General features: G+C 42.3%; 19 protein-coding genes. 9 read left to right on the top strand and 10 right to left on the bottom strand.

Annotation, left to right across the window (positions count from 1 at the left end):
* Nucleotides 1-86 precede the first annotated feature (86 nt).
* The 7 genes from DBT50_RS01665 to DBT50_RS01635 all read right to left on the bottom strand — a co-directional run bounded on the left by DBT50_RS01665 (nucleotide 87) and on the right by DBT50_RS01635 (nucleotide 9,434).
* Entirely contained in the window at nucleotides 87-917 is an 831-nt protein-coding gene (locus tag DBT50_RS01665; RefSeq protein ID WP_013669254.1) for an MBL fold metallo-hydrolase, read from the bottom strand.
* 19 nt (nucleotides 918-936) lie between these two features.
* Nucleotides 937-2,595, bottom strand: a complete 1,659-nt coding sequence (locus DBT50_RS01660) for a DUF2207 family protein (RefSeq protein WP_111851912.1) — start codon at nucleotides 2,593-2,595, stop codon at nucleotides 937-939.
* Between the two features lie 15 nt (nucleotides 2,596-2,610).
* On the bottom strand, nucleotides 2,611-3,510 hold the full coding sequence (locus DBT50_RS01655; protein ID WP_111851914.1) for a two-component system regulatory protein YycI: 900 nt from the start codon (nucleotides 3,508-3,510) through the stop codon (nucleotides 2,611-2,613).
* Between the two features lie 14 nt (nucleotides 3,511-3,524).
* On the bottom strand, nucleotides 3,525-4,871 hold the full coding sequence (locus tag DBT50_RS01650; RefSeq protein ID WP_146742895.1) for a hypothetical protein: 1,347 nt from the start codon (nucleotides 4,869-4,871) through the stop codon (nucleotides 3,525-3,527).
* A gap of 128 nt (nucleotides 4,872-4,999) precedes the next feature.
* Nucleotides 5,000-6,871: a cell wall metabolism sensor histidine kinase WalK gene (gene walK, locus DBT50_RS01645; protein WP_111851916.1), complete on the bottom strand. Its 1,872-nt coding sequence runs from the start codon at nucleotides 6,869-6,871 to the stop codon at nucleotides 5,000-5,002.
* Between the two features lie 6 nt (nucleotides 6,872-6,877).
* Nucleotides 6,878-7,585 (bottom strand): response regulator YycF, encoded by a 708-nt coding sequence (yycF, locus tag DBT50_RS01640; protein ID WP_060777751.1) that lies wholly within the window; start codon nucleotides 7,583-7,585, stop codon nucleotides 6,878-6,880.
* A 385-nt stretch (nucleotides 7,586-7,970) separates the two neighbouring features.
* Nucleotides 7,971-9,434, bottom strand: a complete 1,464-nt coding sequence (locus DBT50_RS01635; RefSeq protein WP_111853074.1) for a LysM peptidoglycan-binding domain-containing protein — start codon at nucleotides 9,432-9,434, stop codon at nucleotides 7,971-7,973.
* Nucleotides 9,435-9,919: 485 nt separating this feature from the next.
* Between DBT50_RS01635 and DBT50_RS01630 the strand changes: the two genes are divergently transcribed.
* Nucleotides 9,920-11,467: a ClC family H(+)/Cl(-) exchange transporter gene (locus DBT50_RS01630; protein ID WP_111851920.1), complete on the top strand. Its 1,548-nt coding sequence runs from the start codon at nucleotides 9,920-9,922 to the stop codon at nucleotides 11,465-11,467.
* A 264-nt stretch (nucleotides 11,468-11,731) separates the two neighbouring features.
* Here the strand turns inward: DBT50_RS01630 and ltrA are convergent, their stop codons facing one another.
* Nucleotides 11,732-13,120, bottom strand: coding sequence for a group II intron reverse transcriptase/maturase (gene ltrA / locus DBT50_RS01625; protein WP_224785078.1), 1,389 nt, complete (start codon nucleotides 13,118-13,120; stop codon nucleotides 11,732-11,734).
* Between the two features lie 483 nt (nucleotides 13,121-13,603).
* Nucleotides 13,604-13,801 carry a CsbD family protein gene (locus DBT50_RS01620; RefSeq protein ID WP_111852797.1) on the bottom strand — a complete coding sequence of 66 codons (198 nt, stop codon included), beginning with the start codon at nucleotides 13,799-13,801 and terminating at the stop codon, nucleotides 13,604-13,606.
* A 187-nt stretch (nucleotides 13,802-13,988) separates the two neighbouring features.
* Here DBT50_RS01620 and DBT50_RS01615 point away from each other — a divergent pair, with 187 nt between their 5' ends.
* The 3 genes from DBT50_RS01615 to DBT50_RS01605 all read left to right on the top strand — a co-directional run bounded on the left by DBT50_RS01615 (nucleotide 13,989) and on the right by DBT50_RS01605 (nucleotide 17,339).
* On the top strand, nucleotides 13,989-14,972 hold the full coding sequence (locus DBT50_RS01615) for a biotin--[acetyl-CoA-carboxylase] ligase (protein ID WP_111852798.1): 984 nt from the start codon (nucleotides 13,989-13,991) through the stop codon (nucleotides 14,970-14,972).
* Nucleotides 14,973-15,075: 103 nt separating this feature from the next.
* Nucleotides 15,076-15,630, top strand: coding sequence for a biotin transporter BioY (locus DBT50_RS01610; RefSeq protein WP_013668916.1), 555 nt, complete (start codon nucleotides 15,076-15,078; stop codon nucleotides 15,628-15,630).
* A gap of 179 nt (nucleotides 15,631-15,809) precedes the next feature.
* Complete coding sequence (locus DBT50_RS01605; RefSeq protein ID WP_195851428.1) at nucleotides 15,810-17,339, top strand: IS1182 family transposase; 1,530 nt, start codon at nucleotides 15,810-15,812, stop codon at nucleotides 17,337-17,339.
* Nucleotides 17,340-17,432: 93 nt separating this feature from the next.
* Here the strand turns inward: DBT50_RS01605 and DBT50_RS01600 are convergent, their stop codons facing one another.
* Nucleotides 17,433-18,455: a lipoate--protein ligase gene (locus DBT50_RS01600; RefSeq protein WP_224785043.1), complete on the bottom strand. Its 1,023-nt coding sequence runs from the start codon at nucleotides 18,453-18,455 to the stop codon at nucleotides 17,433-17,435.
* Nucleotides 18,456-18,637: 182 nt separating this feature from the next.
* Between DBT50_RS01600 and DBT50_RS01595 the strand changes: the two genes are divergently transcribed.
* The 5 genes from DBT50_RS01595 to DBT50_RS01575 all read left to right on the top strand — a co-directional run bounded on the left by DBT50_RS01595 (nucleotide 18,638) and on the right by DBT50_RS01575 (nucleotide 23,365).
* Nucleotides 18,638-20,080, top strand: coding sequence for an RsmB/NOP family class I SAM-dependent RNA methyltransferase (locus DBT50_RS01595; RefSeq protein WP_111852158.1), 1,443 nt, complete (start codon nucleotides 18,638-18,640; stop codon nucleotides 20,078-20,080).
* A gap of 73 nt (nucleotides 20,081-20,153) precedes the next feature.
* The gene (locus DBT50_RS01590) at nucleotides 20,154-20,996 is read left to right on the top strand and encodes a Cof-type HAD-IIB family hydrolase (RefSeq protein ID WP_181566139.1); all 843 of its coding nucleotides are present in this window, start codon (nucleotides 20,154-20,156) and stop codon (nucleotides 20,994-20,996) included.
* Nucleotides 20,997-21,062: 66 nt separating this feature from the next.
* Nucleotides 21,063-21,845, top strand: a complete 783-nt coding sequence (locus DBT50_RS01585; protein WP_111852160.1) for a threonine/serine exporter family protein — start codon at nucleotides 21,063-21,065, stop codon at nucleotides 21,843-21,845.
* Nucleotides 21,842-22,339 (top strand): threonine/serine exporter family protein, encoded by a 498-nt coding sequence (locus tag DBT50_RS01580; RefSeq protein ID WP_111852161.1) that lies wholly within the window; start codon nucleotides 21,842-21,844, stop codon nucleotides 22,337-22,339. Before DBT50_RS01585 ends, DBT50_RS01580 begins: the two co-directional genes overlap by 4 nt.
* Nucleotides 22,340-22,357: 18 nt before the next feature.
* Nucleotides 22,358-23,365: an alpha/beta hydrolase family protein gene (locus DBT50_RS01575; RefSeq protein WP_181566140.1), complete on the top strand. Its 1,008-nt coding sequence runs from the start codon at nucleotides 22,358-22,360 to the stop codon at nucleotides 23,363-23,365.
* Nucleotides 23,366-23,374 lie beyond the last annotated feature (9 nt).

Here is a 23,374-nt window from a genome sequence, read left to right as displayed (position 1 = left end):
TTTTCCTCCACTTGTTATAATTGTTCACTTCAAGGATTTTAACTATCTTAGAATGATTATTTGAAAAATATATGAATATTTTCTCATTAAAGGGTAAATAGATCGGTAGGTTGGTAATGGTGGGTCTCATAAAGATCAAAATCATAGCCCACCCCGAGGCCGTTCTCCTTTAAAATCGCCGTATTGGTTTCAAGGGCCAGGGCATTTAAGTTATTTTCCCTGGAAATATGCCCCAGGTAAACCCGTTTGGTTCGCTCACCTATCATTTTAGTCAGGGCTTCCGCCGTTTCAACATTAGACAGGTGACCCCGGTCAGAAAAAATCCTTTGCTTTAAACGCCAAGGATACTTCCCCATTCTTAACATATCATTGTCATAGTTACTTTCAATCATTAAGGCATCAGAATTGTATACCAGGCCAGCTAAACGATCGGAAACATAGCCTAAGTCTGTCATCATGGCGAATTGCTTACCATCCTTTTGAAAGGCATAGAACTGCGCATTGATAGAATCATGACTGACAGGAAAACTTAGAATATCGACATCTCCAAAGCTAATCCGTTCCCCCGGCTCCATAATTATCTTTTGGTCGGCGTCTAACTTGCCACATTTCTGCTCCAGATAGGACCAGGTATCGGCATTGGCATAGATGGGGAGTTGGTAGCGCCGGGCCATAATGCCTGCCCCCTTGGAATGGTCAGAATGTTCGTGAGAGATAAAGATGGCATCAAGGTCCTTGGCGTCCCGGCCAATTTTCTGCAGCAATTCCTCAATACGCTTACCACTTAAGCCCGCATCAACTAAGATATTCCGCTGTGGGGTTTCAATATAAGTCACATTTCCTGTTGACCCACTGGCTAACATACAAATGCGCATGGTAAAATCTTTTTGCTCTGCGTCTTTGTCCAAAACATCCAAACTTCATTCTCCTCGTTTCTTACATAAAATCTTTTAATTGGTATTGGTTCACAGCATCTAAAGCCTGAGCTAAGTTGCCGCTTAGCGACTGGTTGGCTTTTTTCGCTTGCTTAACCAGTCGGTAGTTGTCCCCAGTCACAAAGCTGTAGAGGTAGTCCTTTTGACTGTAACCCAAGGACTGGTCGCGACCCTTGAGAGATTCGAAATAAGTCTTCCAATATTTGGCAAGTTCTTGCCCCTGGGCATTATAAATCGGCAGAGTATAGCGCCTCAGTAAGTAGATTCCCACTAAGCAAAAGGCCAGGGCTAAGAGCCAAATAAGGCCCGTATTTATCTCCCAGATCAGCCAAATCACTAAACCCGCTAGGACGATAAAGACAGTGACATAAAGCCACCATAAAAAGCCATAAAAGCGACTTCCAACCTTATCTAATAACTGCAGGTCCTGTTTTCGTTTTTTATCCAGCTTGCTAAGGGCATGCAACAAGTTACGGTAGTTCCTGGTCTTGCCCTTCTTTTTCAGACCCAGACTATATTTAAAACTGGCAAAATCAAGATCTCCACCCTCCTGTTGCTTACTAAAAGCATCCAGAACAACTTGTTCATAGGGGTCATCACTTTGACTAGCTAAGACTTTAAAGTAAGGGTAGAAGCGGTCATCTGCGTTGACAAAACGTAAGGATAAGTGCCCCTTAGCTACTAAGGATAAAAGAATCAGCCACAACTTATCATGCTGGCTGTAATTCTTCTTCAATAGTTCGCTAACTTCGACTGGATTGAGCTCATGGCTGTGGTTGACTTGCTTAGCATCAGCTGCTTGCCGAATCTTTTGCTTGCGTCTGAGCAAGAAGTAAGTGTAAAGGATCAATAAGACGACTAAGGCTAAACTGACCCCCATCACTATCCAGTAGCGTTGGCGGTACCAGGCTTGTCTGGCGCCGATATGCTTATCAATCTCTCGGTTAATTTGCTCACCCTTAGAGACGGGGCCTTCCCCTTTGATATTAGGCATCACGTCAGCTGGAAGCACCATTTGTACGTTCAACTTACTATCCGCTCTCAGATCTCTGACTTGAACTTGTAAGGTCGACTCATCTAGCCACTTCTCTTGGATATGGGCTGGACTAGCTAGCCAGGTCTTATAGTGGTTTTGGTCCACCGCCTGGGGAAATTTAAAGGTAATTTGAGCGGAGTGGATATCGAAAGGCAAGAGCAAAAAGTCCTTTTGCATAATCACTTGATTGCCGTACTTAGTCCAGACATCCTCAATATTGGCAATATAATTCACAATTTCATCGTCGCCGGACATGGTATTGTAGAGGTCCACTTGGACATTATTGCCGTTTTGGTGGAGGTCAAAGGTTCCTACCGTGTGGGAAGTACTCTGAACAAAAGGAAAGGCTTCGCTAGCTGAATCCATCCGCATATCAATATTTAATTGACGTAGGTGGCCGCTTTCGCCTGTACTAATCACATGGCTTAATTGGTCGACTTGCTTATCAAACTGATAGCGAACTTGTTCGTGCTCCTTAATATCCCCTTGCTGGTCAAATTCCACCTTAACCTGGTAATCCGCAACTGAAATTCCTTGATTATCTGCTGCCAAAACCGAATCAGGAAGCAGGCAAAGCAGGCCTAAAAGGATGCTTAAGATAAGAGTTGGGAATTCTTTTTTCATGGCTTGATCTCCTTCCTAGGTGCCTTGACGATTTTGGCTACCCGCCTTGTCGCCATCATTGGTGGGATTAACCGGCTGAGAAGCGGGAGCATTTTGGACGATCGTCCCATTAATGGCATCAACAAAGGTGGTTTTAGTGGTATGGTCATCCAACTGCATCATAATGGCCCAAACCGGTTTAAAAACAATAATATCATCAACTGATAAAGTTTGCTGGTAACAAATATTGGCTGACAAAATATTGGCCTTGGAAGGGATCTCATTATAGAGATATAAATTATCAATGGCATTCTTTTGGGTGATCAATGGGCGTTCTTCCCCTTGCGGACTCACGTCATGGACATGGCTCAATTCATAGGAAACGATTTCATTTTGATCATTTAAATGAAATAGTAATTCAGCACTAGAATCCATGGCCAGTTTGTCGGCATAGGTATTTTGCCCATAGTAAATAATTTTACGTTGGCGGTTATAGATCAAGAAGTGATATTCTTGGCCATGCTCAATCGCTCCAGAAGCTAACAAGTCCTCAATCGGCTTTAAGGCTTCTGGGGACAACTGGGTAGGGTTTTCCACATTGTTCTCTGTCAGCGCGGGTAACTTAATCGGATTTTTGAACTCGCCATAGAGTTCCTCAGTCGAATCCCGCCATTCTAACTTCTGTTCCTTGGTCCGGTCTCCTCCATCGGTGGATAGGCGACTTTGTTTGCCTGCGATCAGCGGCAACTGGACGTCATCTGAAGAAGGGCTAAAGTTCATGGTCACTTCATTATTCTTTAATTCCTGTTGGATATTAATATTGGACTGGATGGAAGTCGTCTCCATAAAACTCTTACCAAAGAGAATATAGGCAAGAAAGATATTTAAGGCGAGAAAGACAATAATCAATATATTTTCAATTTGACGAAAATTCATAAGACTTCCTCCCTCTAACGGCTCTGAGCCTGATTCATTTCTTTAAAGACTTCTTCATTATTACTATCAACTTCTGCTGGTTGGGCCTCCTGGTCGCTGCGATTGTGTTTGATATAGACCGGAACGTCATTTGCCGTATTCCGTATCACATAAGCCTCATTTTTAGTCATGTCGACCAGTTCATCTAGCATGAAATAGGTCCCATCTTTTTCAATCATCCAACAAGGCACTAAGGAAATTAAACGATTGGACTTGGAACTAGGTACCCAGTAATAGCCAATATTTATCGAATCAATATCCTTACTGCTAATATGGTTGACTTCAAGCAATTTCATAATACTGGTAGCCGGTTGCATTTCAAAATTTTCCGTCAAATCATTCAAAGGCGTTTGAATATTGAGTGCTGAAAATTTAGCTTGCAGGGTATGGTCCTTAGGAAAACCAATTCGGATCCGTGAAACAAAATTAGACCCATAAATAGGAATACCGCCAACGACTTTTCTAAAGGTGACATTCTTTTCTTTATGGTTATATTGACTATAGATCCAGTTATCATTATTGGCCTGGATGCGTTGGAGGTCATTGTAGGCTTGTAAGATGACCGACAAAGGATCAGTATTAAGCTCGTAATCAACGGTCTGGTTGAATAAAATTTCAAAATTACTATTATTAATCACTAAGCCCTTGTTTTCAGTATAGTAGCGAGCAGACTCAACATCACTATAGTCATTGACTTGGTCAGGAAGGTTAAATAAGAGTTGCAAGTAGGCCGCATTGGATTGACGTTCCAAAATATAGGATAGGGCCTTGACCTCAACTTTGTCGTCGAGCAAGTAGTGGTAAGGGGTTTTCAAATCAACCCGCTTAACGGCCTTAAAACCATTCTTATTCTCATCGATACTGGTCTTTAAGTCATCAAAGTTAGCCGGCGCTTTTAAAGGCAGACTATAGACCAGACCCTCTTCCCGGTCAATCAAGTAAAGCATTCGGCTATCCCGCGGGTAGGAGATAAGATTGATGGGAATTTGTCCCAATTCACCACTAATATCATCACTAGTCAAGCCCAAGAGTTGGAGGGGGATTTGATCAGCGTACTCCAGCTCGATCATTTCCTTATTATGACTTTCTTGGATATAGTCAGCCAGCGATTCTTTCTTGAGGCTGTCCAAGTCAAGCTTATCCACTTTTAACTGGGTCATCTTCTCATTAAAGTGGGTTAACAAATTGGCTTCCCGGCTTTGCCAAAAGCCTTCTCCGTCAGAGTAGACCAAAGAAACTGGCCGGAATACTTTTAAGAGCGGCGTCTTATCCCCCGGATTAGCTATTTGAGTCGGGGTAAGGGCAGTGGTTTTTGCTTCCATTCCCTCATCCCCTGACCAATTACTAGATAAGTTAGTGAAAGGCCCAATAATATTAAGGGAGAAAAAGATACTCAGTAAGACTAAAAAGGTTAATAGAAAATGAGGCAAGTTTGTCCAAAATTTTCGCATTATTCCCAATCATCCTCCCCCATATCAGGTTCAAAGGGCAGAGAAATAAAGAAGGTTGATCCCTTATTCTCAATACTATTGGCCCAAATTTTTCCGTGATGTAATTCCACAACTTCCTTAGCGATAGCCAGACCTAGACCTGAACCACCTTGTTGGCGGGAGCGAGCCTTGTCCACCCGGTAGAAGCGGTCAAAAACGTGTCCAAGAGCTTTTTGTGGAATACCTAATCCTTGGTCTTGAACACTTAATATGGCCTCATTATGAGTGGTCATGAGACGGACCGTAATCGTCCCCCCATCCGGTGAATACTTGATAGCGTTGTTTAAGATATTATCAATCACTTGGGTGAGGCGGTCTTGGTCAGCCTCCACCCAGATCGGTGACTTGGTTAATTCGCGTTGGATATGGTATTCTTCATTGACATAATCCTCTGATTGAATCATCATATCGAAACGGTCCAAGATATGGTTGACTAAGCCTTGGAAATCGATCAATTCCAGGTTCATTTCCTGGCGGTTAGAGTCCATCCGAGAGAGGTTCAAGAGGTCACTAATCATTCGAATCATGCGGTCGGTCTCCCTTTGAATGACACCAAGAAATTCTACCGCTAATTCAGAATCCTTAATGGCGCCATCCGCCAGGGCTTCACTATAGGACCTGACACTGGTCAAGGGCGTCCGCAATTCATGAGAAACATTTGAGACAAATTGGCGGCGGTCACGTTCAATCTTTTCATGCTCAGTCACATCGGTTAAGACCCAAACTAGACCACTGACATAACCCGACTCCCTTTGGATGACAGATAACTCGCCCTTAATAATGGATTCTTGGCCATCATCAGAAGTAAAATGCATTAAAATATCACTTTCACTATTCAATAACTCACGGAAAGTATATTTATCCCTTAAATTAAGCACTTCCATAATGGAATGACCCATAATTTCAGCTTCTTTTTTGCCGATTAATTCACAGGCCCGGTTATTGGTAATCATGACCCGGCTGCGGCGGTCAGTGGCAATCACCCCATCGGTCATATGTTTTAAGACCGAATCTAGCCGTTGGCGTTCAGATTCCGTGGATTCTTGGGCTTCGCGTACTCGAACTGATAGATAGTTAATCGACTGGGCTAAAACACCCATCTCATCATTACTATAGACCTTAACCTGGTCACTATAATTTCCATCGGCAATCTTTTCAATTTGATTGGTCATTTCTTGGACTGGACCGGTAATCCCTCTAGAGATTAAGACTGCCAGTAAGATAGAAAAGACCAAGGCCAAGCCCGATGAAGTGATATAAATCAAACCCGTATTTTGCACTTGGTTGTAGACACTTTCAATGTTGACCGTCACACTTAAAACCCCGATCAAAAGACCGGAATTATCCGATGAAAAAATAGGGACAACATATTGTTTAATTCGTAAGTTCTCTTCATTATCATACATTTCCTTACTCAGGCTGGTGTTATTATAGAGAACTGTACGGATCATGTTATCAGTCGTTTGTTGGCCCACATTGGCCTGGTTGCTGGGGTTAGATGAAGCAAGAATCTGTCCCTTATCATCAACCACCAAGGTTTCTAAAACATTGCTAACATTAAAACGACGCAATGAATTAATTAATTGCGCCTGTTGGTCACTCGTCTTATTATCTTCATTTTGAATAATAGGGCGAACGCTATCCTCCAAGAAGCCAATTTGCACATTCATTTGATCATCAAAGCTGCTCATCATTTCCTGTTCCAATTGTTGGATAAAATACGCCCCGGCAAATTGCAAACCAAGTAATAAGAGCAAGATAATGACCAAAGGAATCTTTAAATGAATCGAATTAAGAAAGGAAATTTTCGATTTTTCTTGTTTTTCCTTCATGGCTTCCTACTCCTGGTCATTATCTTGGAGATAATACCCCACCCCACGGCGGGTCATGAGTAATTTGGGATGGCTGGGGGTGTCTTCAATCTTCTCACGTAGACGACGCACGGTCACGTCCACGGTCCGAACATCGCCAAAGTAGTCATAGCCCCATACCGTCTGCAAGAGGTGTTCCCGGGTCATGACTTGGCCTAAGTGCTTGGATAGGTAATGAAGGAGTTCAAACTCACGGTGGGTCAGGTCAACTTCCTTACCATTTTTAGACACATAGTAGGCATCTTCATGAATGGTTAGGTTACCGACATTTAATTCATTACTTTCTTCTTTTTCTTCTGCAGCCTCAACGTTAACCTGGGAACGGCGGAGGTTGGCCTTAATCCGCGCTGAAAGCTCCCGATTGGAAAAAGGCTTGGTCACATAGTCATCGGCTCCCATTTCCAAGCCGAGCACCTTGTCAATTTCCTCACCCTTAGCGGTTAACATAATGATAGGAACACTGCTGGTCTTACGGATCTCACGACACACTTCCAAGCCGTCTTTTTTAGGCAACATTAAGTCCAAAACAATAAGGTCGGGTTGGTAGCTGGCAAAGCTTTCTAAGGCTTCTTCGCCATCGAAAGCTGCCAGGGTATCATAGCCTTCCTTTTGAAGGTTGAAAGTAATGATATCTGAAATTGGTTTTTCATCATCAACGACTAAAATTTTTTTCATTATTAAAACTCCTTAAGTGTAACAGTTACAGTAGAGGACGATATGGCTAGAAGAAAATCCATAAGCATCGTATGACTGGAACCCGTTTTAGTTTAAGAACTTCAATTTTCCATCTAAATTTCCCTATTTCCACCAATCTAAGTCAACCCCTGCGGCAGGGTCGACAAAGAATGGTCAATAGATTACTCTCTAATTTATACATTATACCGTGAAAAGGGTGAAAAACCAATGCCGGCCCTTTTATTTCTGACTTCTCGCATGGCTTCTAAGCAAAAAAGCGAGTCTTGGTGGTGCCAAAAGCTCGCTTATAATCATGTATCATCCATAAAAATTGACTAAATAAAAAACGAGTGGGGTAAACACTCGTTTTTTATTACTTGATTTATTAGAAATGGATGTAGGATGAGGCTGCTGCAGAACCAGCATCAACGGTACGGTAAGTCACGTTTGGTGAACCACCGAAGTTCATTTCTGAAATACGGATGGAACCATCTGGGTTAACCCCTTCAACAAAGGCAACGTGGCCATAACCAGATGCACCTGCAACACCGGCTGGGAAGGAAACCACAGAGCCGACGGTTGGTGTATTTGATACTGGGATACCATGATTACTTGCAGTATATGCCCACTGGTTAGCGTTACCCATAGGACCAGGAACTGGTTTGCCTAAGGCATGTAGGCGGTTAATGACATAATAAGTACATTGTCCTGCTGGAGCTAAACCACGTGGGTCAACACTCCCATCGTAAGCAGATAAGACAGTAGCATTGTTTGTGCTTACTGGTTGGGCTTGGACTTGAGTATTAGCTGCTTGGTAAGTTTGGGCTTGTAGTTGAGATTTTTCAATTTCAGCTTGTTTAGCAGCTTGGGCTGCCTTTTGTTCTTCAGCTTCCTTAGCGGCTTGAGCGGCTCTTTGGGCTTCGGCTTCCTTGGCAGCTTGTTCTGCTTGGGCTTGCGCTTGAGCGGCCTTTTTCGCTTCAGCTTCCTTAGCGGCTTGAGCAGCTTTTTGAGCTTCTGCCTCTTTGGCTGCTTGTTCTGCTTGAACTTGCGCTTCTTTAGCAGCTTGGGCTTGTTCTGCCTGAGCTTTTTCAGCAGCTTCTTTTGCTGGAGCAGCTTCACTAACTACAGTTTCTTCAACTTTTACTTCTTTGGCTGGAGCTGGGCTAGCGACTTCTGCTTCAACAACTTCTGTTTTAGGAGCGACTTCAGCTTCTGCCACTTCTGGACTTGCTGGTGCTTCAACTGGACTGACGTTTTCTTCTACATGTCCTTCATTTGCAGTCACTTCAGGAAGTTCAGTAACTAATTTTTCTTCTTCAACAACTGAAGCTTGAGGAGCTGCTTGGTATTCAGCAACTGGAGCTGGGCTTTCTTGTAAAGCCACTTTCACTTGTAATTGTTGACCAATTAAGATTAAGTCCCCTTGTAAACCGTTCAAATCACGAATGGCTTGAGCAGTGGTGTTAAATTGAGCAGCAATTTTGTTTAAAGTGTCTCCAGCAACAACGGTGTAAACGCCATTAGCATCTGCAGTTTGGCTAGTAGTGGTTTTTGCAGCAGGTGCTGGTGCTGGTTTTTCAGCTTTAACTTCTTTTTTATTAGAAGCTTGAGGTGTTTCTGCAGAAGGAACGTCTAAGGTTTCCCCAGCGAAGATAAGGTTAACATCTTCAATGTTGTTACCGTCACGTAATTCTTCAATAGTGGTATTAAATTGAAGTGCTAATTCAGATAGAGTGTCTCCTACCTTAATGGTATATTCAGCCGCATCAACATTTGGTGCGATAACAGCAGCTAAGGCCGCTGAAGTCAGTACAGATGTTCCTAACATGATTTTCTTTGTCTTTTTCATAATTCTGTTTTACCCCCAGAAGTTTTTAAAATTTATTAAAATCTATTTATTCACAATATCTATTATATATGCTGGGGAATTTTTTTGGGTAACAAGTCGATTACAAATTATTTCATTTTCGCCTTCTTAGTGAAAAATTAAAAGCTTATCTTTTATAAGCCATATCTTTTTAAAGAATTATTAAATATTGCTATGGCCCCTTTCCTGGGGTACTTTTTCCTTTAAGTCAATTTTAGAGAGAAATTATTCACTGGCTCTGTAATATTTTTGTAATATACTTTGTAATATTGAAACATTTCCTGTCTTTTTTGCGAAATAGACCGATACAATTCAGGAATTTTCCTCATTTTATTTGGAATTAGCCTGACTTTTCTCAATCGCTCTGAATAGCTCTAAGTGAGATTTTTCATATCGTCTTGACAGCCTTGCTATAATGGAAGTGATATCGTCTTGGACGATTAACTCTCTAGAAAGAAGGCTGAAAAGTGAAAACAAGTCCATTCAAAGCCAATAAATTGCAGACCGAAGTGGCTAAGTCACACGCCCTCTCAATCATCGAGGCCATTGCCGTAGGAGCCTTAGCGGGATTCTTCGCAGTCCTCTACCGCTATTTATTAGGCTATGCTTCCCAGTGGCACACTTGGCTCTTTAGCCAAAATCATTTAAGCTTTATCGCTATAACTATCATTACGGTCATCCTGATGGCTGGGGTTACCGGCTACTTATTAAAACAGTCTCCCCTCTCTGGAGGCAGTGGCATCCCTCAGGTGACGGGAGAATTACTGGGACAATTTAATATGCCGGTTCTTTCCTTATTATTGTCAAAATTTGTAGGGGGGCTTTTTGCCATCATTAGCGGGATGTCTTTAGGACGTGAGGGTCCTTCGATTCAAATCGGAGCGGCTGTGGCTAAGGGTTACAGTAAAAAACGCCAGACCAGTCCTGAAGACAGTCGCCTCTTAATTACCGCCGGAGCCGCTGCCGGTTTAGCCGCTGCCTTTAATGCTCCAATTGCGGCAAGCTTATTTGTATTAGAAGAAATTCATAAGAGTATTTCTTCCTTTATCTTAATTCCCGCCCTGATTTCAGCCATCCTAGCTGACTTGATCTCTAAATCGCTATTTGGTTTACAGCCCTCCTTTGCCCTAAAAACACCAGAAAGCTTTCCCTTAAAACTTTATTTTGCTCTCATCCTTTTGGGGATAGCCTCTGCTCTTATCGGCTATTGCTTTTCCAAGTCACTTTTAGCCTTGCAAACCACCATGCAAAAGTTTTTTCCAAAAATAATTCACCGGGTAATGGCCGGTTTCCTATTGGCTGCTTTAGTTTCCTATGGTTTTTCTTGGATCACCGGGTCAGGACATGAACTGGTTTTTGACTTTATCGCCCAGCCCTTTTCCCTGCAGCTCCTCTTAATCATTCTCTTTGCCAAGATTTTCTTTACCGCCTTTTGCTATAGCACGGGGGTTCCGGGCGGAATTTTTCTTCCTACATTGGCCATTGGTTGTCTCAGTGGGGCTAGCATTTTTATGCTTATTCAGCTTTTTCTTCCTATTAATTCAGCCTTATTAACTAATTTCATGGTTTTAGGCATGGTTGGAGTTCTAACGGCTGTGGTACGGTCGCCATTAACTTCTATCATTCTCGTTGTGGAAATGGTCGGCAATCTCAACAACCTCCTGCCCTTGGCCATTGTGGCTGCCCTTGCCTATATCATCTGCGAAAGACTGGGCCTGGCGCCTATTTATGAAAGTCTTTATGAACGGATGCAGGACAAAGCAGCGACAAAGCTCACCAAGAAAAAAATTAGCCTGACTTATCAAGTGAGTGTCCTCTCCCAATTTAACCAGCTAGCCGTTAAAGACTTAGCCTTTCCGCCTAGTGCCCTGCTCTTAAATATTGAACGCAAGGGGCAAAGTATCACCCCACATGGTGATACCACACTCCAAGCCCTAGATACCGTAAAGGTCTTGTTAGATGAAGACGACTTAGCCGCTAGTAAAAAATATATCCACTCTATGAATAAAGATTAAAAATAAGAATGTGAGGACGCCGTCAGAAACTTGAATCGCTGGAGGAAAATACCATAAGAGCCTGGGACAAATGTCCCAGGCTCTTTTTAAAACACGAACTATCTATTCAAAACGTGCTCCAAAAGTCAAGACCGCTACGTATACTATATCTGTAACTCGCTGACACTTCGACCAACTATAGCAACTGGATCGAGTAGGACTCTGTCCGTTAGTCGGACAGAGGACCTCTCACACCACCGTACGTACGGTTCCGTATACGGCGGTTCAATATCTTAAATAGGCAGACTCCGCCAGGAGGGTTAATGATTTTAATCCCCACTGACGGAGTCTTTTTGTTGTCAGAGCGTAGTGCACCTCCGGTGTCTTGGATAGACGCCAATACTTCTTGCGTGAGAAAGCAATACGCTTCGCGCTTTCACTATCCAATCCCAACCGCATGAGGCGTATAATCTTCGTTCGACAGTTTTTCCATCGCTTCAAAATGAGTTGCCTTAGGCGATGGTTTAACCATTGTTCTATCTCTTCAATATAGGTTTTAATATAGCCTACTCCAAAATAGTTGATCCAACCTTGTGTGACTTGGTTGATCTCTTTTACAATGGTTTTAAAGGTACCTGGTCGCTTTCGACTTGTCAGACGTTTTAACTTTGCTTTGAATTTCTTCTTCGCTTCATTCGTCGGACGAAAACGACAACCCTTTCGGGTAGGCTTGATAAGGCAACCCAAGAATTTTAAACGGGTTGGCGAACCCACTTGACTTTTCTCATGGTTAACGGTTAATCGAAGATCTTTTTCAATGTAAGTAGTAATACTTTTTAGCACACGTTCTCCTGCTCGCTTAGATTTGACGAAAATCGCAAAGTCATCTGCGTAACGTACAAAACGATGTCCACGACGTTCTAATTCTCTATCCAATTCATTTAAATAAACATTACATAGAAGCGGTGAAATAACACCCCCTTGAGGGGTACCCGTATGACTGTCAATAAATTGACCAGACATATCAATAACACCTGCACTCATAAAACGTCTAAGAATACGTGATATCGCTGGATCTTTTACCATTTGTTCCAAGTAATGAATCATTTTATCTTGATTAAAATTATCGAAACAATTCTTTAGATCGCAATCAACCACAACTTTATAGCCTGTTTCGTAATAGTCGACACATTGTTTCAGTGCACTATGTGCACTCTTGCCTTTACGAAAGCCATGACTATAAGGTGATAGTTGAGGATCTATGATTGGTTCAATCACTTGTCGAATGGCTTGTTGAACAATGCGATCCCTGACCACAGGAATACCTAATCGACGAACTCCTCCATTGGCTTTGGGAATTTCTACCCGCTTGACCGGTTGAGGTTTATATGTTGCATTCATCAATTTCTGTTGTAAGGGTCTAAGATACTTTCTTACTTCAGCTTCCGCAGCTTCTGCGGAAACACCATCAATACCAGCTGCTCCTTTGTTCTTACGAACTAATTGAGCTGCTCGCATGAGGTTTTCTTCTCTGACAACGAGACTCATTAGAGACCCATCATGTCTTTTCATATATTCAATAGCTCTACCACTAAGCACATCTACATACTTTTCAGGTTCCACCTTATTCCTCTGTAGGCTGCGTTGCTTCCGCAACTTTTCTGCTTTTCCCATAATTGAGCTACCTCCCATCTAAATAAACATGGATATTGTTCAGTCCTTCGTTTCCTCTGGAAACTACTATGACTTCGGCTGACTTCTCACAGTAAACCTTTTTCGACCGGCTTCTTATAAGGGGACTCCTGCGCCGTCTGTGAGATCTCCCTGGGTAAGAACGACAACTTTCTACTCATGTCACTGCTTCATCTACTGTCTCAGATTCGTGCAGTATTGGACTTCACTTTGTCTGGCAAGCTCATCCATCTTTTGACAGCCTTTCTTTATGAAGTTTCTGTACGTCAGTGCAAGTATTTGCCTCCAACTTCCTTCAGATTCCACCTCACGGTGGACACCCTTGTCATTGGCTAACAGTTCCTACTGCAAAGGCCTGTAGTGGACTTTCACCACCGAGTTGTCGCCCATGCCAGGCGCACCACCAAGAAAAAGAGGCTAGGATAAATCCTAGCCTCTTTTAAATGATAAATTTATCTGTACTTCTTATTCTTTGTCGTCTGAAAAGCTATTCTTAACCCCATCAACTGCTCCCTTTACGGAGTCCTTTACATCGTTAACTGCTTCTTTAGCTTGGGCAGATAGGTCTTCAGTCTTGCCTTCGTTTTCAGTTCCTTTGTCATCAAATACTTTTCCAGCGGTTTCTTTGACTTTACCCTTAATTTGATCAAATTTTTCTGACATAACTTTTCCTCCTTTTATCTTATATTCCCATTTTAACACGATCAAAGAGGTCTTTAAAATGATATGGTTAGCCTATCGTTTTCGTCACCCCTTCTTAAAAATGAGTTGACAAGATTATCCCAATCTTTGTAAAATATAAAATGCTTCTAGCTATTCGTTAAGATTATTCAGAAAGGAAGATACTTGCATGACAACCAGTCAAGCGGTTTTAGATCAGCTTATGGTAGCGCCCCTTAGTGGCCAGGTCCTAGCCGACCAACTCAACCTCTCCCGTAATGCAGTATGGAAGGCGGTTGAAAATCTACGTAAGGAAGGCTTCGTCATCGAATCTGGAAAGCAAGGCTACCAGATTCAGGCCCTACCCCAACGGCTAAACGAGAGTCTATTGACTTATTACCTGGACCAAGGGGAAGCCAAGTGGAAGCTCATTCTTTTAGATGAAGTGGGGTCTACCAATGAATATATCAAGGCCTATAAGAGTCAACACCAAGATGACTTGGTTATTTGTGCTAGTCAAAAACAAACAGCCGGAAAAGGACGTCTAGGAAAAAGCTTCTATTCTTCCTTAGAGGATGGCTTGTATGTCAGTTTGGCTCTGAAACCCAATTGTTCTAGTCCAGCTGAAGTACCTCTCTACACCCTCTTAGCGGCCAGTGCCGTGATCGACACTTTGGGGAGTTACTTAGCTGAATCCATCCAGGTCAAATGGGTTAACGATCTCTTCTACCAAGGTCACAAGGCAGCCGGAATCCTTTGCGAAATGGTCTCTGACTTAGAGATTCCTAGCGTGTCTTATATTGTCGTCGGTTTGGGTTTAAATTTAGCCGGTGACTTGTCTAAAGTGGCTGATATTAGGGAAATTGCTGGGACCTTTTTTGGAAAAGAGTTGCCTAAAGACTTTAATATTAATCAATTCTTAGCTGACCTTATCCAATGCTTTATGACCTACCATCACCACTTTGCCCAAGGTGAATTTCTAGACACCTATAAAAAACACCTACTGGGTCTGGGTAAAGAAGTAAGCTACCAAGAAAACCAGGTCAATAAAACTGGGAAAATAAAAGGGATTAATGAACAAGGCCAGCTCTTAGTGGAAGATAGCGCTGGGGACATCCACGCCCTAGTCAGCCCCAATATTCATTTTGGAAGTCAACAATTCGTTAGCGACTAGCTAGAAGCAAAAAACTTATTAAGCAAAGATAATTTTTCTTACTTAATAGGGACAGCGGCTCATAAGCCCTGTTAATCGATCTTTGCATAAGGAGAAAACAAAAATGAAAACCAAAGAAATTACTCGTATTGCTTTAATGATAGCCTTATTGGTTATCGCTTCTCAGTTAACTATTCCGATTGGGATTGTTCCCTTTACCCTACAAACCTTTGCAGTTAATTTAATTGCCTTATTTTTAAAACCTAAGGAAGCCTTTCTTACCACCTTGCTCTACTTGCTGGGTGGCTTAATCGGCTTACCATTCTTTGCTGGCTTCCATGGAGGCTTCCAAAGTGTCCTAACTCCTTCCTTTGGCTTTATTATTGGCTTTCTTGCTGCCGCTAGCCTGGTTTCAACCTATTTAGCTAAGCAAGCCAATCCAGGGCCTAGAGAATACCTCATTGCCCTAGTCATTAATTACTTAGTGACCAATTCAATTGGTTTTGTCTATATGGCCTTTATTTTAAACAGCTATATGGGCAAGGGGCTTTCCATCGGTGGACTTTTAGCCATTGGGATCACTCCCTTTATCCTGGCTGAAATCCTCAAAAGTGCACTGGCCTTTATCTTAGCCCTGCGTTTACGTCCACTCTTAAAACGCAGAAACTTACTTGACTAAAAAAAGAGGCTGGGACAAAAGCCTCGAAATAAAAAGAGGCTGGGACAAAAGCCTCGAAATAAAAAGGGATAAGAAGTTAGTTTTCACTAATTTCTTATCCCTTTTACTTAAAATTAGGTATAAAAAAAGCACCCTGCTATAATATTAGTAACCACACTAAAGATTAAGGGGTGCTTCTTGTGTACATACAATATAACATGAATCAAACAACACTTCCACTAGAATTATCTGCATGTATCGATCCAGATCATATTGTATTTTCAATCTATAATTTTATTGAATCTCTGGATGAAAAACATTTTGAAAGCTTCAGTACCCAGGACGGACGTCCTGCCTATCATCCAAAACCTTTAATTATGGCGCTTTTATATGCTTATAGTAAAGGCGTATTTAGTGGAAGAAAAATAGAAGAATTAATGGTTGAAAATATACCCATGCAGTGGCTAGTCGCTCAACAAGTTATTAGCTATCGAACGATTAATCGCTTCCGTTCCTCAGAAAATTGTAGATGTTTATTAGAAAATTTATTCGTTGAGTTTACCACTCAGTTAAAGTTAGAGAAATTAATTCATTTAGAAAATTGCTTTATAGATGGAACTAAAATTGAAGCGAATGCCAATAAATATTCTTTTGTTTGGAAAAAGGCAACTGAAAAATATGCAGAGCAATTAAAAGTGACTTCACGTGAATATTACTTTAATGAAATTCAACCGATGGTTGATGCTGGCATCCAATATGATGAAAATTTAGATCTAGAAGAAAATATGCTTCAAGAGATATCTAAAGTTCTTAAGGAAGAAATCGATAAACTCACTGAAGATATTGAGGAAACTCCTGTAAAAGGGCCAGATCAACGTAAACAAGAACGTCGTCGTTTGAAAAAACATTACCGTAAAGTGAGTAAAGATTTTCTACCCCGCAAACAAAAGTATGCCAAACAGTTTGAAACATTTAACGGAAGAAACAGCTATTCAAAAACAGATCCTGATGCTACGTTCATGCGAATGAAAGATGATCATATGATGAATGGGCAATTGAAAGCGGGATACAATATCCAAGTAGCGACTGAAAACCAGTTTGTCCTTCATTATGATATTTTCCACAATCCGACGGACACGCGGACTTTACAACCCTTTGTTGAAAGTTTTCCTAATTTCCCGAAATGCATTATAGCTGATGCTGGTTATGGTAGCGAAGAAAACCTTACTTATTTAGATAACCATAAAATTAACCATTTGATTAAATATAATCGGTTTGATAAAGAGCAGAAAAAGAAACATAAAAAATCAGCTAAAAATATGGATAATTGGAGTTACGATAAGCAAAGTAATACTTTTACACATCCTGACGGCACGGTTTATTTCTTTAGTCATCTCCAAAAACGAAAAAATAAAATGAGTGGTTATATTTCTGAAATTCAGGTTTATAAGCCTTTGGACCCAAAAAATGCGCCGCAAAAGGCGCTTTACTATAATAAAAACTATCAGGAATTAAAGAATATAGAAACACAGAAGCTTTTATCTGAAGAAGGATCTAAGCTCTTTTCCAAACGGAAAATTGACGTTGAACCAGTTTTTGGCCAGATAAAGGCTATTTTAGGGTTCACTCGATTTAACCTCAGAGGGAAAACAAGGGTTAAAACTGATGTTGGATTGGCCTTCATGGCCAATAATTTGAAAAAATATAGCAAAATAAAAGCAATAAAATAAGAGAATCTACAAATCACGCTTAAGTAATTTGTAGATTCTCTTTTAGTTTTAGAGTTCGCAGACTTTTGTCCCAGACTCTTTTTTCATTTATAATTAATTCAAGATAAGAGAGACTAAGTCCTCGATAGGAAGCTTGCCAATATTATCTTGGTAGTTGCCAGCTTTTAGTCCTGCAGCAATTCCAGCTTGGTCATAAGTCTTTCCAATCATGGCTTGATCGACTTGGTCCGGTTGGCCAAAACTCATATCTCCATAAGTCTTGAAATCAGTAATAAGTCCATCATTAATATTAAAGTTAAAAGCCACGGTGCCTACCCCAGGGTAATAGGCTGTCTTATAGTAATGGAAGCCAGGATTTGACCCATAATTCCACTCATCCTTCCCATAAAAATCAGCCACCCGTTGGTCAATAATCGCCCAGTCCTCATCGGTTAAGCTATAGCGTTGGATACTATCCAAGTCCTCTGTATGGAAGATTTCTTTAAGCAGGGCCTCTTTAAATGCTTCTGTAGATAAGTCAGCTAAGTCACCTTTTAAGAGGGGTTTGAGGTTAGAGACCCGTTTATCTACCGACTTGACCCCTTTGGTTTTTAACTTATCTTGATTAGGGGTCAGTACCCGACCTGCTTGTTGGGTATCCAAATCAAATAAGAGGGTCCCACCAGCTGCCAAGGCATTTTCTACCTTGACCATGGACATGCCAGAAATTTTTAAGTCGTCCACCACAATGTCGTTACGACCTTTGAGTTGGACGCCTTCAATTCCTAGTGCAGTCAAGGCATCAATAATCGGTTGGGCATAGTAAGAAAAATCACCATAATGTGAGGTGTCACCAACGACAATATTCTCAAAGACAATGTTGCCGTAGTCCTGATAAACAGCTCCCCCGCCACCCGTACGCCGGACTAAGGTGATATCATTCTTTTCTAAATAGTCTAGATCAACTTCTGCATAGGCATTTTGATTTTTACCGATAATGACACAGGGAGCATTAATATACATAATTAAACCGTGGCCTTCAAGAGCTAGGTCATTGATCAGATAATTATCCAGCGATTGGTTAACAATAGGATCATAAACCGCTTGACCATGGCGTGACGTATCAATAAAAAACATGGAAAGATCTTCCTCCTTATTCATTTTCTAGCCTCTAACCGGGACATTTTTTAAACATTTTACACTTTAAATTATAGCATAGAAACCGCCTTCTTTTCTGTTCCTTTGTCCCTTGAAATCTTATTGGAGCATGGCTCATTCTATGGTAATATGCACTTATTAAGCCAGAAAGGAAAATAATCATGTCGCTAGCTTTAGAATTTATTGATAAATTTAACAAGCTCCTGGGCGATGAAGCCGCTGACTTCTTCGCCGCCTTGAATAAAGGAGAGGCCCAGAAAGCCTTTCGGATCAACCCTCTAAAAGCTAAGGCCCCAGCCATTTGCCAGTCTTACTTTGAAGAAGAATTAACCCCCTGTCCCTATAGTCCATGGGGGTATTTAGGTCAAGTAGACGGTCATTCTCCCCTCCATCAAGCTGGACTGGTCTATAGCCAGGAAGCTTCAGCCATGGCGGTTGCTAGTGTGGTCCAAGCCCAGCCGGGAGAAAAGATTCTTGACCTCTGTGCCGCACCAGGAGGAAAGTCTACTCAGATTGCTGCTGATATGCAGGGCCGAGGGCTCTTGGTCGCTAATGAAATTATTCCTAAGCGGGCCAAGATCTTAGCTGAAAATATTGAAAGAATGGGCATTTCCAACGCGCTGGTAACCAACCACAATCCCGAAAGTCTGGCTACTTATTTCCCGGGCTTTTTCGATAAAGTTCTGGTTGACGCCCCCTGTTCCGGTGAAGGCATGTTTACCAAAAGTCAAGCGGCTCGTGAGGGCTGGACCAAAGAGACGCCCCTCCTCTGCCAAGAGCGACAAAAGGAAATTCTGACCCAAGCTGTTCGAATGCTAAAAGCAGGCGGTCAATTAATCTATTCCACCTGTACCTTCTCCCCAGAGGAAAACGAAGAGATTATCGCTTGGCTATTAGACCAAGGGGACTTTGACTTAGAATGGATTGATCAATTTCCTGCTGAAACGATCTCTAGGGGACGAAGCGACTGGTGTCAATCTGACTATGATCTCTCCGCCTGTGTGAGAATTTGGCCCCATCATTCCATCGGCGAGGGCCACTTTATTGCCCGTCTCAAGGCCAAAGACAGCCTTAATACTGACCAAGTAGCACCAAAAGCTAAGAAGAGTCGTCCTAAAAAGGGCAAAAGGCATGCAGGTAAGTCTAATACTTCAACCTGTCGCTTATTAGAGCCAGAAGAAAGGAAAACTCTCGCTGCCCTAAGCCAATCCTTCCCTAATGAGGACTTCCAAGATCGAGAACTGATTGCTAAAGGCGACCAGGTTTGGCTCCTTCCCCCCAGCATCACTTATCAGATGCTGGTGGAGGGGCCCCTCAATCAATTACACAGTCTCCGTCTGGGTCTCCACCTGGGAAGCTTACTTAAAAATCGTTTTCAACCCAGCTATGCTTGGGCCATGGCCTTGGCTCCCAAAGCCACTTACCCTCAAATTGAAATCAGCTACGATGACTGGGTAAACTATGTCCAAGGTCTCACCTTAGCTTATCCTGGCAACCAAGGTTGGGTCCTCTTAGTTTACCAAGGGATGGTCATTAGCTTTGGCAAACAAGTCCAAGGAACAGTTAAAAACTTCTTTCCCAAGGGATTGCGTTTTCACCCATGACAATGGGAAGTCAGAGGCGCTTCTGCTATACTAGGGGCAAAGAATCGGATTTTGACAAAGGAGGATGACTAACTTGATTAAACTATTTGTCACTGATATGGATGGGACCCTACTCAATGACCACCATGTCATTTCTGATGCTAACCGCCAGGCGATCTTGTCCTTAAAGGACCAGGAAATTGAGTTTATGGTAGCTACCGGACGGGGCTATCACTCGGCCCAACCTTTACTAGATATGCAAGACTTACGCTGCCCGATGATTAATTTAAATGGGGCAGTTTTTACTGATATTAATGGTCAAGCCAGCCAACAAAAATATTTTTCCGGTCAACTCCTTAGTGAACTGCTGGATTACTTTAACTATTACAGCATTAATTATTCCATTATGACCCAAAACCAATACTATCTCTATAATCCGGAAACTTTTATCGACCAAATTAAGGCCATCAGCCAGGGCGATCCCAAGGCCATGGCAAGTGCGGCCCAATTTATTTTTGATACCAATTATATCCGTGATATTAGGGACTATATTAATGGAGAAAATGAGCCTGCCTTAAAAGTCATGGTCTTTTCTGAAGATCATGCTATTCTCCAACAATTTATTGAGCATTTTGATAGTCATCCGGAATTAGCGGTCTCTTCTTCTGGAACTGATAATTTAGAAATTACTCAACGTGATGCCACTAAGGGCAATGCTTTAATGGCTTATGCCCAGTCTAAAGGCTATCAAAGCGATGAAATACTCACCATTGGCGACTCTCATAATGATATTTCCATGTTCCACCCGGTCAAATATTCTTATGCCATGGCTAATGCCAGTCAATTGGTCAAAGACCAGGCAAACTACCTAGCACCTAGCAACAAGGAGGATGGGGTCGCCCAAGTGATTGCTAACTTACTTAAAGAGCGACACTAGCACTCGGATCAGGCCACTTAACCTTCTGCCAAGTACAAGGGCAAATACCATTAGAAAGTGATGTCTATGGGGCAACAGCAAGTCAAAAAAATCTTAGAATTAGCCTTACTTGCCGGACAAATTATGTGTGAAAGTCAGGCAGAATCTTATCGGGTAGAAGATACCATGAATAAGATTCTTAGTCTTTCCCAGGCAGCTTTTGCGGTCGGCTGTTCTTTTTCAACTAATTTATTGGCCATTATTGACGATCCTAAATTTGAGAGTGGGGCTTTTGTGGGGGTGAAACGGATCACTAGCCACAGCAACAATCTCAATAAAATTGGTCAAGTGACCCGGATAACTGATTATTTCGTCCAAGGGCAGCTAGACATTGACCAAACTTATACCCTCTTATTGAACATCCGTTCGGGACGTAACCTCTATAATCCTAACCGAATGGCTTTAGGAATATGGGGGATGACTTTTTGCTTTACCTTTCTTTTTGATGGAGGCCCCTTTGAAGGCTTAACGGCAGCTATTAATGGCCTAGTCTTGGCGCTTTTATTTCTAGCTGCTAACCGCTTTAATTTTGGGGCTTTCTTTACCAATGTCATTCAAGCAAGTGTCGTCACTCTCCTACCCCACCTCTTTCAAATGTATCTGTGGCCTGATTTAGCCAGCGGAACCGTGGTGATCGCCTCTCTCATGCCCCTGGTTCCTGGAACGCCCTTCACCACCGCTGTCCGTGACCTTTTCCACGAGGATTTCATCGCTGGCTCTTCCCGTTTAGTGGAAGCCCTTCTCACGGCGGGGAGTTTAGCTTTAGGTTCAATCATCGCCTTTCTTATCTTAGAAGGAGTCTTTATATGATTGCTTTATTTCTTTACCATGCCTTTTTTTCACTGACCGTAGGCTTTTTTTGCGCCTATGTCTTTGAGGTCCCTAAAAGAATGATTTTCCAAGTCTCCTTAATTGGGATGTTTGGCTGGTTAACCTACTACTTCACCCAGGTCCTAGCGGGTTCGACTCCAGTCTGGTCCTCTTATTGGGCCAGCCTAGTCATTGCCGCTATGTCTCAGTGGGCGGCCAATCGTTTCCACCAACCAGTGACCTTGTTTTTCATTCCGGGTTTTATTCCCATCGTCCCTGGTGGAGGCCTCTATCGGACTGCCCTCTATCTTTTTCAACGCGATTTTGACTTGTTTTCTAGTCAATTGCTAGAAACCTTTATGAGTACCGTGGCTATCGGATTAGCTATTTTTACCGTTTCTAGTATCACTTACCTAGGAAACCGGACCACTTCAGCCAAGTATATTCGCCGGGATAACCGTAAACGCGTGCGGGCCTTATTCCGTAAGCATTAAAAATAAGGAAGGATCATGATGACAATAAAAAAATTACTCCTACTCTTAATGACCGGTCTGCTCTTTGCCTGTGGTCAAAAACCAGACTCTACTACCCCTGAGCAAGCTAGCCAGGAAGGCCAAACAGAAAGTAAGCCCCCACAAACTGAGCAAAAGAATGAAACACAGCCAGCCAGTGACCAAGCGACTGACCTGGACCAATTAACCGTCTTGAGTCAGACTGAGGACTATGTTCAATATGAATTAAATGTCATGCGGGATGGTTTTAAAATACATGGTAAGCTCTTCTTGCCCAAGGGCGACCAAGAATCCTGGCCATTAACTATCCTAGCCCACGGGATTAACCAAACCGATTTAACCACCACGCCTTACGCCACTCATTTGGCGAAACGTGGGGTAGCTGCCTATGTTTTTGACTTTATCGGCGGGGCTCCCCTAAATAGCAGTGATGGTGACTTTTCCGATATGACCGTATTGACTGAACTGGCTGACCTGGAGGCCATTTACCAAAAGCTCACTAACTATAAAGCAATTGATTCCAGTCAAACTTACCTATTAGGAGATAGCCAGGGCGGTCTGGTAGCTACCATGATGGCAGCTAAACACCCCGAGGATATCCAGGGGATGATCCTACTCTACCCTGCCTTCAATATGCCCAGCCTAGTCCACGACTTTGTCCCGGACAAAGAAGAAATTCCTGACTCCATCGATATCATGGGAGTATCGGTTAGCCGTTACTATATCGAAGACATGCTTAAGGTGGATGTGGAAGACATTACTACTTCCTATCCTGGCCCAGTTCTCATTGTCCATGGAGAAGATGATGTTCTCGTGCCCCCAGTCTATGCCCAAAAGGCCGCTGAGCTTTTCCCCAAGGCCCATTTAGAAATGATCCCTGGCGGCAAGCATGAATTTTCCGGCTCTGACTTCATCAAGGCCCTCTCTTATATCGATAAGTTCATGGTCAATCAACTCGGCGATGAACATTACCAACTCACTATCGACGAAGAAGAGCAAACCGATTAAGGCTAAATT

This window comes from Aerococcus tenax, assembly GCF_003286645.3.
GTDB lineage: Bacteria > Bacillota > Bacilli > Lactobacillales > Aerococcaceae > Aerococcus > Aerococcus tenax.
The sequence above is the reverse complement of the archived record's forward strand: the minus strand, read 5'-3'. Positions and strand labels throughout refer to the sequence as shown.

Excerpts from the sequence above, each read along its gene's own strand:
- DBT50_RS01660 (WP_111851912.1), bottom strand. The coding sequence starts at position 2,595 with ATGAAAAAAGAATTCCCAACTCTTATCTTAAGCATCCTTTTAGGCCTG.
- DBT50_RS01655 (WP_111851914.1), bottom strand. The coding sequence starts at position 3,510 with ATGAATTTTCGTCAAATTGAAAATATATTGATTATTGTCTTTCTCGCC.
- DBT50_RS01650 (WP_146742895.1), bottom strand. The coding sequence starts at position 4,871 with ATGGAAGCAAAAACCACTGCCCTTACCCCGACTCAAATAGCTAATCCG.
- walK (WP_111851916.1), bottom strand. The coding sequence starts at position 6,871 with ATGAAGGAAAAACAAGAAAAATCGAAAATTTCCTTTCTTAATTCGATT.
- yycF (WP_060777751.1), bottom strand. The coding sequence starts at position 7,585 with ATGAAAAAAATTTTAGTCGTTGATGATGAAAAACCAATTTCAGATATC.
- DBT50_RS01635 (WP_111853074.1), bottom strand. The coding sequence starts at position 9,434 with ATGAAAAAGACAAAGAAAATCATGTTAGGAACATCTGTACTGACTTCA.
- ltrA (WP_224785078.1), bottom strand. The coding sequence starts at position 13,120 with ATGGGAAAAGCAGAAAAGTTGCGGAAGCAACGCAGCCTACAGAGGAAT.
- DBT50_RS01620 (WP_111852797.1), bottom strand. The coding sequence starts at position 13,801 with ATGTCAGAAAAATTTGATCAAATTAAGGGTAAAGTCAAAGAAACCGCT.
- DBT50_RS01615 (WP_111852798.1), top strand. The coding sequence starts at position 13,989 with ATGACAACCAGTCAAGCGGTTTTAGATCAGCTTATGGTAGCGCCCCTT.
- DBT50_RS01610 (WP_013668916.1), top strand. The coding sequence starts at position 15,076 with ATGAAAACCAAAGAAATTACTCGTATTGCTTTAATGATAGCCTTATTG.
- DBT50_RS01600 (WP_224785043.1), bottom strand. The coding sequence starts at position 18,455 with ATGTTTTTTATTGATACGTCACGCCATGGTCAAGCGGTTTATGATCCT.
- DBT50_RS01595 (WP_111852158.1), top strand. The coding sequence starts at position 18,638 with ATGTCGCTAGCTTTAGAATTTATTGATAAATTTAACAAGCTCCTGGGC.
- DBT50_RS01585 (WP_111852160.1), top strand. The coding sequence starts at position 21,063 with ATGGGGCAACAGCAAGTCAAAAAAATCTTAGAATTAGCCTTACTTGCC.
- DBT50_RS01580 (WP_111852161.1), top strand. The coding sequence starts at position 21,842 with ATGATTGCTTTATTTCTTTACCATGCCTTTTTTTCACTGACCGTAGGC.
- DBT50_RS01575 (WP_181566140.1), top strand. The coding sequence starts at position 22,358 with ATGACAATAAAAAAATTACTCCTACTCTTAATGACCGGTCTGCTCTTT.